Genomic DNA, 9,281 nt, shown 5'->3' with positions numbered 1-9,281 from the left:
CGCATGCACCGGTCGGTGGCCCGCGCCCTGCTCGCCGAGGGCCGCCTCGTGGAGGCGGACGCCTCCCTGGCCAAGGCGGCGGGGCGGGGGAGGTGAGCTTCCCCCGCCCGTCCCTCACACCGGCGGCTGCGCCGGTGCCGGGCCCAGGGTTGTCGTGCCCGGGGCCGTGCGGTGGCCGAGGCCTGTGCGGTAGGCGTCCAGGGCTGCTTCGACGCGGCCCGTGCGGCGGAGGAGGTCGCCGAGGAGGCGGCAGAGGTCGGCGAGGTCGCCGGCCGCGCCCGCGCGTTCCAGGAGGCTGAGCGCGCGCACGTAGTGCTCCTCCGCCTGTTCGGTGTCCCGGGCGTCCTCGGCGTCCTCGGCGATGATGCCGAGGAGGCGGTGCGCGGCCGCCGCGTGCACCGCGCCCCGCTCGGGCGAGAGTCCGCCCAGCACGTCCCGGAGCAGCTCCGCGGCCTCCTCGGACCGCCCGCGCCGGTGCAGGACGTCGGCGAGTTCGACGGTCAGCTGGCTGCTGTAGAGGGTCGCGCGGGTCGCGGACAGCATGTGCAGCGCCTCCCGCATCTCCGCCTCGGCCCCCTCCAGTTCGCCGTTCTGCGCGTACACGTACCCGCGCATCCAGTGGCAGTTGGCCAGCTCGGTGCGCAGTTGCAGCCCCCGGTACAGCTCGGCCGCCTTGGCCAGGGAGGCGTCCGCCTCCACGAGGCGGCCCTCGGCGAGCAGGGCGCGGGCCACCGACCGGTGCATGCGCGCCACCAGCGCCGGGTCGCCGGACTGCGGGGCCAGCGCCAGCGCGAACTCCGCGGCCTGCGCGGCCCGCGCGTGCGCGCCCATGTCCATGTACGGGCCGATGACGCTGGCGTACAGCAGGAGCAGCGCGTCCGGGTCGTGCAGGCCGCCCCGGTTCAGCTCGTCGATGGTGCTCTCCAGCAGGTACACCGCGTACCGCAGTTCCCCCGCGAGGTAGTGCGCGACCGCCCGGCCGCGCAGCGCCGGCACCCGCGCGGGCAGCGGGGCGTCCGCGAGCCGCGCCTCCGCCTCCTCGAAGTAGCCACGTCCGTCGGCGAGTTCGCCCGTGTCCAGCGCGCACTCGCCGAGCCCGAGCAGCGCGGCGGCCTGCTCCTCCGGCAGCTCCTGCGCCTCCGCCTCCGCCAGCAGCGCCGTGTACTGCTCCACCGCCGACTCCGCCTCCCCGACGGCGAGCGCGCGCTGCGCCTCGGTCAGCCCCAGCCGCAGTTCGGTGACCCGGCGCGCGGAACGCCCGGTCGCCAGTTCGTCGAACTCGACTCCGAGCCGCTCCGCGAGATGCCGCAGCGCCTCGTCGGAGGGGCGCACCCGGCCGGCCTCCAGGGTGGAGACGTAGGCGGGGGTGTACACCGGCTCCGCCAGCTGTTTCTGTGTCAGTCCGCGCGCCACGCGCAGCCGCTGCACGCGCCGCCCGATCGTGCCCGGCTCGTCCCGCTCCCCCATGCCAACTCCCCCAGTGCCCCTTGCCGTTCGCGTCGGACAGCCCCTAGGTTAAACCGCGAATTAAACCCGCTTAACCCGTCGCTGTTGCGAGGTCGCCGTGCTGCAACGCACCCGCCCCACCGAGCGTTACGCCCGAGGCTTCATCGCGGCTCTCGCCGCGGTCGCGGCGCTGGTCCTGGCGGCGAACGCGGGCCCGGCCAAGGCCGCCGGCCCGGACGCCGACCGCGGGACCACCGCACCGGTCGAGGTGGAGGCCGCCGAGCGATAGGCGCCCGTCGCCGTCGGGCGCCCTCATCCGCGCAGGGCCCGGCGCAGCGCCTCGTCCAGCCGTCGCGCCACCTCGTCCGGGTCGGCCGAGCCGCCGCCCTCGACGAGCGGTTCGAGCTGGGTGATGACGGTCTGGGTGAACGCGCCGTACAGCGGCGTCCTCGGCCGGTGCACGGCCCGCTCCAGCGCCTGCTTCAGCATCGCGTCGGAGAACCCGGGACGGCCCCCTTCCCGGCGCGGCACCTCGTCGGGCTCCCCCGTCGGGGACGGCACGGGCGCGGCGGAGATCTCCGCGGGGCACCGCGCCGGACGGTCGTAGGCCGAGTCCCGGGTCGCCGCGAACCCGGCTTCGAGCAGGCAGCGTTCACTCTGCCGCCCGGTGAGGAACCGGATCAGCTCGGTCGCCTTCCGCGCCCGCTCCGACGTCGTCGTCACCGCCAGGTTCTGTCCGCCGAGCACCGCCCGCCCGGGCAGCCGCGCCACCCCGAGCCGGTCCCCGAACACCCGGTACAGCGTGGGGTAGGCGGAGGGCCAGGCGCGCAGAAAGGCCGTACCCCCCTCGGTGAACTCGCTCATCGACCCCGTCTCGTCCCTCTTCTTCGCGTCCGGGGAGACGTACGCCGGGTCGACGCGGCGGTCGAGTTCCGCCACGCCCCGGCGCAGCTGCTCCACGTCGCCCGTGTAGCGGCCGTCCTCGTCCACCAGCGTGAGGCCGGGCACCGCCGTGGCGAACGCCTCCATCGCGTTGACCGTGCGGCCCTCGTACGCGTCGAGCTGGGTGGTCCAGCCGTTGACGAGGTCGCGGTCGTCGAGGTTGTCGTCCAGGGTGGTGATGTACCCGCGCAATTGGCCCCAGGTGAAGTCGTCCGGTACGTACGGCGGTTCCATCCCGGCCTTCCGCAGCAGGTCGCGCCGGTAGTACAGCAGGCCGACGTCGCTGTTGAACGGCACCGCGTAGACCTTTCCGTCCCATCGGGCGGTCCGGGCGACCGGATCGATGACGTCCGCGTCCACGAGGTCGTCCGGCAGCGCCCGCACCAGCCCGGCCTCCGCGAACTCGGGCACCCACGTCACGTCGAGGTTCACCACGTCGTAGCGGGCGCTGCCGGACTGGAGGGCGCCCAGCAGCTGGCTGCGCTGCTCGTCGGCGCTGCCCGGCAGCTCCACCAGCCGCGCCTGGTAGTGGTCCGGGTCGCCCGCGTCCCGCGACCGCTCCCGCTGCTGCCGGTTCCAGGCGTCGATGAGCCGCTGCCGTACGCCGTTGCTGCCGGTGACGTCCCGGCCGCTGGCCACGACGATCGTGCCGGGCTTCTCCTCCTCGGCCGGCGCGCCGCCCGGCGTCCCGTCCCCGCCGCCGCCCGTGCAGGCGGCGAGCAGCAGCAACGCGAGCAGCGCGGTCGGCGCGGTGAGCCGTCGCGGCATCAGTCGTCCCCCGTCCCGATGCGGGCGATCTCGTCGTGCAGGGCGGCGCCCACGTCGTCGCCCGCGTCCAGGCAGCGCCCGCCGCTGACGTCGGCGATCCGGCGGTCGGGCCGGCCCGGGTCACAGCCTCCGGCGCCCAGGACGGCGACGGTCACCGGCACTCCGCTCGCCCCGGCCCGGTCCAGCACGTCCGTCAGCCGTCCGCCGCTGAGGTGCTCGCCGTGCCGGCCGTCGGTGATGTGCACGATCAGCTGGGGCCTCCCGTCGTCCTTGCGGTCCTGCATCTCGTCGAACGCCGCGAGCAGCGCCGCGTGCGGGTCGGCGGAGACGTCGCGCACCCGCGCCCGCTCGTCGAGGGTCTTCTCGGCGTCCTCCCGCCGGTGCGCGCCGAAACCGAGCAGCGTCTCGTACGGGCCGTCGCCGGTGTCGGCGACCGCCCAGACGCCGTACTCGTCCGCGGTGCCCAGCCCGCCCAGCGTCTGCCGCAGCAGTCCGGGACCGCCGCTCGGACCCTGCCACAGGCCGGCCATGGAGCCGGAGCTGTCCAGCAGGAACAGCACCCGGCCGGGCCCGCCGTACGCCTGGTAGGCGCTCAGGGCCCGCTCCATCTCGTCCCGCCCGGCCGACGCGTCGAGCGGGCTGGGCGCGTACTTCACCCCGTCGGGTTTGCGGCCGGGGGCGATCAGCTCCTGGGTGCGGGGGTCGCGGAAGCCGTACCGGCCGAACACCTCGCGGCCCCCGTCCCCGGCCAGCCAGTCGCGGAAGGAGGCCACCGCCGCGTCCCGGGCCGTGGCGTCGGCGTCGCCGCCGTCCCAGCGCACCCGCACGAACACCGGGTCCGTGCCGGGCACGTCTGCGGGGTACTGGGCGACGCGCGGGGCGCGCACGGTGTCCTCGCACTCGACGCCGCTGATGAGCAGGAACTCCGGTACGAGGGCGGCGGTGCGGTCGTCCACGGCGTCGTCGGCGGGCAGGCCGCACAGCAGGTCGCCGGCGGTGGGGGAGGGCGGTCCCGGCTGCCGGACCATGCGCTCCCCGCGGGCGACGGCGCCCGTCTCGCCGTACAGGCCGACGGTGGCGAGCAGCCCGGAGTCGGTGAACTCGGGGTCGGGGCGGCGCACGGCCGCGTCCTCGGCGCGCGCGGTCAGCGCGTCGATCATCGTGGTCAGGGTCAGCCCGGTGAGGTCGTCCGGCGGCCGGGGGGCGAGGCGCTCGGGCACGGCCAGCACGACGGGGGAGTAGGCGAGGGGCGCCTCCTCCGGCTCCAGCTTGGCCACCGCGTCCGTGTCCTGCCGCTCCAGCACCCGGTCGACCTCGGCGCGGGAGCCGGGGATCCACACGTCGGGCTGCGGGCCGACGTCGCGCTGCGGGTCGGCCTCGTCCACGCCGGGCTCCTTCCAGGTGTCCGTGTGCCGCCGCAGCGCCTCGACCACGTCGGAGGAACCGGCGCTGTAGACGGTGATGCCGGTGTGCCGGCAGCCCGCGTCGGTGGTGTTCGCGTCGGAGGTGAGATAGGCGCCGGCGGCCGTGCGGACGGTCTCCTCCAGGTCCGGGTCGGTCAGCACGCGCAGTTCGAGCGGCGGGGCGCAGCGGGTGTCGTCCCCGCCGGTCAGGCCCAGCGGCCCGTACAGGCCCACGCCGAGCATGCCGAGGGCGAGCAGCACCGGCAGGGCGAGCCGGAACAGCAGGCGGCGGGACGACCCCGCGGGATCGCCCGCGCGCCACCACGTGCCCAGCCGGTGGCGCACGCCACGCCCCCAGCCGCGCAGCCGGCGCACCAGCACGCCCCAGGGCCGGACGGGCGGCACCGGGACCGGCGGGAGGGGAGGGTCGGTGACCGGCGTCCGCGATCCGTCGTCCGACTGCCCGCTCGCACCGTCACCCCCGCCCAGCCGCACGTCGACGCCCGCGTCGGCGCGCAGCTGCGGCTCCCACGGGTCGTTGCGCAGGGTGCGGCGGTGCTGCCCGGCCATGCGCCGCCGCAGCCGGGCCGCGAGCCGGGAGACGGTCGTGCCGTCCGCCTCGCCGAGCAGCTCCGCCAGGTTCTCCGTGAACGGCGTGGGCGTCCGCGGATCTCCCGCGTCGATCCGGTGGTTGGCCTGCACGCTCATCAGCAGCACGACGCGCCGCTTGTCCTCGAAGTGCTCCCACACCCGGGCCGCGTTGCCCGCGAAGCAGCAGTCCAGGATCACCACGATCCGCTCCGCACGGCTCGTGGCCAGCACCGTGGCCATCAGGTCGCCGAACTTCACGGCGCCGGAGAACACCGTGTGCTCCCCGGCGAACACCTCGGCGTCGCGCATCTGCAGGTACAGCTCGTCGCCGCCGCTGGGGATCGCCCCGTGCCCGGCGAAGTACACCAGCAGCAGCCCCCGCGCCTCCCGGGCGACCCGTTGCAGCTCCCGTCCCGCCTCGGCGAGGTCCGGCGACCGGAGCGGGGTGATGTCCTCACCGGCGAACACCCGCCCGCGCACCAGCGCCTCGCGCAGCACGCGCACGTTGTTCCCGACCGCCGGCAGCTCGCCGGGCACCCCGTGCGGCGGCTTCGTGTGGCGATAGTCGGACACGCCGATCAGCAGCGCCCGGTCCATCGGCTCCCCCGCGTCCTGAGGCTGCACCGGCCTACCCGTCGTGGCGGTTCACCGGTTCGACTCGGCCCTGCGGCGGTTCGCCGTCCTCGACCGCGCGGCGATTGTCCCGCCAGGCCCGCACACCCCGCCTGACCTGCTCCAGCAGCTCCTGGAACACCACGGTGGCGCCCGCCGACGTGACGGCGATGACGATCTCCTGGCTCGTCCCCATCGGGGTGCCGTCGTGGGCGGTGGCGGGCCGTTCGCGGATCCGGACCCGCCCGTCCCGCAGCAGGTCCTCCAGCGGCCTCTCCCGCTCCAGCCAGTTGCGCAGGGCGGTGACGTCGCCCTCCGTCGCCTTCCCTTCGAGCCGTATACGGATGTCCTGGTCGGCCACTCCGTCCCCCTCAGCCATAACTCACCATCATGGCACCGCCGTTGCGCCCTGGGGAGGGTCCGTACGCAGGTGCCCGGCCGGCATCCCGCCGCGCCCCTGCACCTCCCGCAGCCGGCGCCGCACATGCTCCACGGCCCCCTCCCTGCGCCCCGGCACCCGGCCCCGCAACCTCACCAGCTCCAGGCCCAGTTCCCGCACCCGCACCGGGTCGTCGATCCGGCCCCACTGGTGGTGGGCGCGGTCCACCGCCGCCTCCACGGCGGGCGCGTCGGCCGGCTGCCCGGCGGCCAGCCGGACGCCCGCCACCGCCATCCACGCACGGCAGCTGCGGGCCGCGTCGCCCGCCAGCATCGCCAGGTCCGCGCGGACCTCCGTCCAGTGCAGCGCCTCCTCGGACACCGGGCCGTGCGCGAACCCCGCCGCCTGCTCCAGCCGCGCCGCCAGCGCGTCCGCCTCCGCGTGCCGCCCCGCGCGCACGGCCGCCGTGACCGCCGCGTGCGGGTCGCCCGGCAGCGGCCCGCGCTGCTCCAGCACCAGGTCGGTGCCCGCGCCCTCCGGCGCGATCCGGGCCAGCGCCCGCTGGTGCAGCTCCTCCTCCGCCGGCCGCCGCCCGCTGCGCAACAGCGTCGCCAGCGCCCTCATGTACGCGGGGGACGCCACCCCGCGCCGGGCCGGCGGGGGCGCGATGCGACCGTAAACGGCCGCGTCCCGCCCGCAGTCCAGCGGGAACGGCCGGCCCGGCGCGGGCGGTGCGCACAGCGCCTGCCAGGTGTCCGCGTCGGCACGCAGATCCAGGAACAGCGTCGTCGCGCCCGCCGGGCGCAGCCGCAGCTCGTCCCGGAACCAGTGCCAGGGCAGCGCCGTGTACCGCACGGTCGACGGGGTGGTGCGGGCCAGCGCCAGGTGCGGCAGCCGCTGCCTGCGGTCCAGGCGCAGCTCCCCCGCCACGTACACGGTCAGCGGGCCGGGCGCCGCGGCCGCCGCGCGCAGCCGGGTCAGCACCGCCTGCGGCTCCAGCGGGTCGGCCAGCTCCACCACGTTCGCGGTGTCCGCGCCGGACAGCACCGACGGGGGCACCGCCGCGAGCACCGGGAGCACCGACGCGGCGTCCACCAGCCGTCCCCGGCCCAGCGGCGACGCCGCCAGCAGCAGCACGGTCCCGGGCATGGTCCCCTCCCCCTGTCGATCACCTACCGCAGCACCGTAACCGCTGCGGTCGCAAACGGGGGCGTCACAGCGGTGAACGTCCCCCTTCGCGGCGTTCGACCCCCGCGCCCCGGCCGCGCCGCACCGCGAACACGGTGGTGTCGTCCTCCAGACGCCCCCGGCAGTGCCGCAGCGTCCGGTCCCGTACCGTCAGCACCAGGCGGCCGGGGGCCATCAGCCTCGGGTCGGCGCCCACGGCCTCCCGCACCGCCTCCACCACCTTGAAGAAGCGGCCCTCCCGGTCCCGTGCCTCCGTCACCCCGTCCGTCACCACCAGCAGCGTCTCGTCGGCGTCCAGACGCACCCGGCGCACCGGCGGACGGCCGGGCGCCAGCTCGCGGTAGCCGAGCGGCAGCCCTCCGGCCACCGGCAGCCGCCGCACCCCCGACGGGCCCACGGCCAGCGGGGGTTCGTGGCCGAGGACGACGGCGTCGACGACGTCGTCCTCGGCCGCGGGGAAGGCGAGCAGCACCGCCGTGGCGAACCGGTCGCCGTCCGCGCGGCCGAGGGCGGTCGTGTACGCGCGGTGCCGCACCATTCGCGACTCCAGCCGGTCGGCGACCACCCCCAGGTCCGCCTCGTGGTACCCGGCCTCGCGGAACGTGCCGAGCAGCACCGCCGCCGTCTCCACCGCGCCCAGCCCCTTGCCCTGCACGTCCCCGACGAAGACACGGGTGCCGTGCGGGCCGGGCTGGATGTCGTAGAAGTCGCCGCCGACCCGGGCCTGGGCGTCGGCGGTGAGATAGACGCCCGCGTGCTCCAGGCCGCCCCAGCCGGGCGGCAGCGGTCTCAGCACGGTGCGCCGCACGGTGTCCGTCACGTCCCGCATGTGCAGCGTCCGACGCTCGCCGCGCACCCGCACCGCGCACGCCAGCGTGGCGAGGACACCGCCGAGTGCGACCAGGATGAAGTCGGGCAGGCCTGCCTGGAACTGGTGCGGCCAGGCGTTGTCGACCAGGGTGTAGGCGGCCATGGACAGCACCGAGAACACCGCCGTGCCCCACACCCCGCACAGCGCGGCCGCGATGCCCGGCACCAGCACGATCCAGGAGACGATCCGGAACTCGCCGGTGGTGTTGTAGTCGGCCACCGCGATCGCGGCGAGCAGCACCAGCGGCGGCACCCAGGCGACGCTGCGGCCCCGCACGCGCAGCAGCTTCTGCCGCTCCACGACGTCGCCCAGGCCGGCCGTCGCGTACGGCTCGGGCAGGGCGTGTCCTGTGGTGGCCGGACTCACGGCCCCAGCGAAACACGCGCCCGTGACGGTCGCATCCCCTCCCGCGCGGGCGTCACCCCGTGCGATCGAGTTGCCGCCCGGGCGCGGCAGGTGTGCTCTGGAGGGGCGGGGGACGCCAGGAAGGAGTGCTCCCATGGCGCACGCGGCGCCCCGGACCCGGGGCATGATCGAACAGGGCCGCAGCATCGACGTCTTCGACGCCCGCACCCATCGCATGGCCCGAGTCGTCCTGCCCGTCCTCGCCGGGCTGATCTACGGCTACTGGGCCGCGGCCAACCGCCGCTACGGCGGCCCCGTCACCGGCTGGAACCTGCTCTTCGGCTTCCTCACCGCGCTCGTCTTCGCCGCGGTCCTCATCACCCTGCTCACCGTGGCCCCGAAACTCCGCCGCGAGGTCCACGCCCTGTCCTGGGCCGCCTTCGCCGGCTGCGCGGCCGGCTTCCTCTTCAGCCAGTCCAACGGCAGTGTCTACCGCTCCGCGGCGCTGGGGGTGGGCGTGATGGCGGGCACGTTCCTGATCATGTTCTACCGGTACTACACGAAGGAGGACGCGGAGGGTCACCGCCTGGAGTGAGGCGGGGGCTCTTCCCGACACGGGCGCGCGCAGGCAGCACGCCTCCAGCGGGCCCGAGCCGCACCCCCGTACGGCCACCGAGGTGCCGGGAACTGTTGCACGCCGGGTGCGGGCCGCACGGTGGCTGATCGCGCAGTTCCC

The 9,281-nt window shown here is 75.8% G+C and carries 8 protein-coding genes; 2 read left to right on the top strand and 6 right to left on the bottom strand.

Annotated elements, in window-relative coordinates:
* Positions 1-114 precede the first annotated feature (114 nt).
* Positions 115-1,467 (bottom strand): helix-turn-helix domain-containing protein, encoded by a 1,353-nt coding sequence (locus tag CCN29_RS06540; RefSeq protein ID WP_086680496.1) that lies wholly within the window; start codon positions 1,465-1,467, stop codon positions 115-117.
* Positions 1,468-1,564: 97 nt separating this feature from the next.
* On the opposite strand from CCN29_RS06540, the gene CCN29_RS35620 reads away from it, so the two are divergent.
* A complete protein-coding gene (locus CCN29_RS35620; RefSeq protein ID WP_189405551.1) occupies positions 1,565-1,735 on the top strand; it encodes a hypothetical protein in 171 nt (56 codons plus the stop codon).
* Positions 1,736-1,758: 23 nt separating this feature from the next.
* Here CCN29_RS35620 and CCN29_RS06535 read toward each other — a convergent pair whose 3' ends face one another.
* From CCN29_RS06535 to CCN29_RS06515, 5 genes are all read right to left on the bottom strand, one after another.
* On the bottom strand, positions 1,759-3,156 hold the full coding sequence (locus CCN29_RS06535; RefSeq protein ID WP_006134568.1) for an extracellular solute-binding protein: 1,398 nt from the start codon (positions 3,154-3,156) through the stop codon (positions 1,759-1,761).
* A complete protein-coding gene (locus tag CCN29_RS06530; protein WP_307784537.1) occupies positions 3,156-5,774 on the bottom strand; it encodes a vWA domain-containing protein in 2,619 nt (872 codons plus the stop codon). The genes CCN29_RS06535 and CCN29_RS06530 overlap by 1 nt, the downstream gene beginning before the upstream one ends.
* 4 nt (positions 5,775-5,778) lie before the next feature.
* Entirely contained in the window at positions 5,779-6,141 is a 363-nt protein-coding gene (locus CCN29_RS06525) for a hypothetical protein (protein ID WP_037816660.1), read from the bottom strand.
* Between the two features lie 9 nt (positions 6,142-6,150).
* Entirely contained in the window at positions 6,151-7,290 is a 1,140-nt protein-coding gene (locus CCN29_RS06520) for a hypothetical protein (RefSeq protein ID WP_086680491.1), read from the bottom strand.
* A 64-nt stretch (positions 7,291-7,354) separates the two neighbouring features.
* A complete protein-coding gene (locus CCN29_RS06515; RefSeq protein ID WP_031018036.1) occupies positions 7,355-8,566 on the bottom strand; it encodes a PP2C family protein-serine/threonine phosphatase in 1,212 nt (403 codons plus the stop codon).
* Between the two features lie 133 nt (positions 8,567-8,699).
* Between CCN29_RS06515 and CCN29_RS06510 the strand changes: the two genes are divergently transcribed.
* Entirely contained in the window at positions 8,700-9,140 is a 441-nt protein-coding gene (locus CCN29_RS06510; RefSeq protein WP_006134940.1) for a hypothetical protein, read from the top strand.
* The last annotated feature ends 141 nt before the right edge of the window (positions 9,141-9,281 follow it).

The sequence above is a fragment of the Streptomyces pseudogriseolus genome (assembly GCA_002154585.1).
GTDB classification, from domain to species: Bacteria; Actinomycetota; Actinomycetes; order Streptomycetales; family Streptomycetaceae; genus Streptomyces; species Streptomyces pseudogriseolus.
The sequence above is the reverse complement of the archived record's forward strand: the minus strand, read 5'-3'. Positions and strand labels throughout refer to the sequence as shown.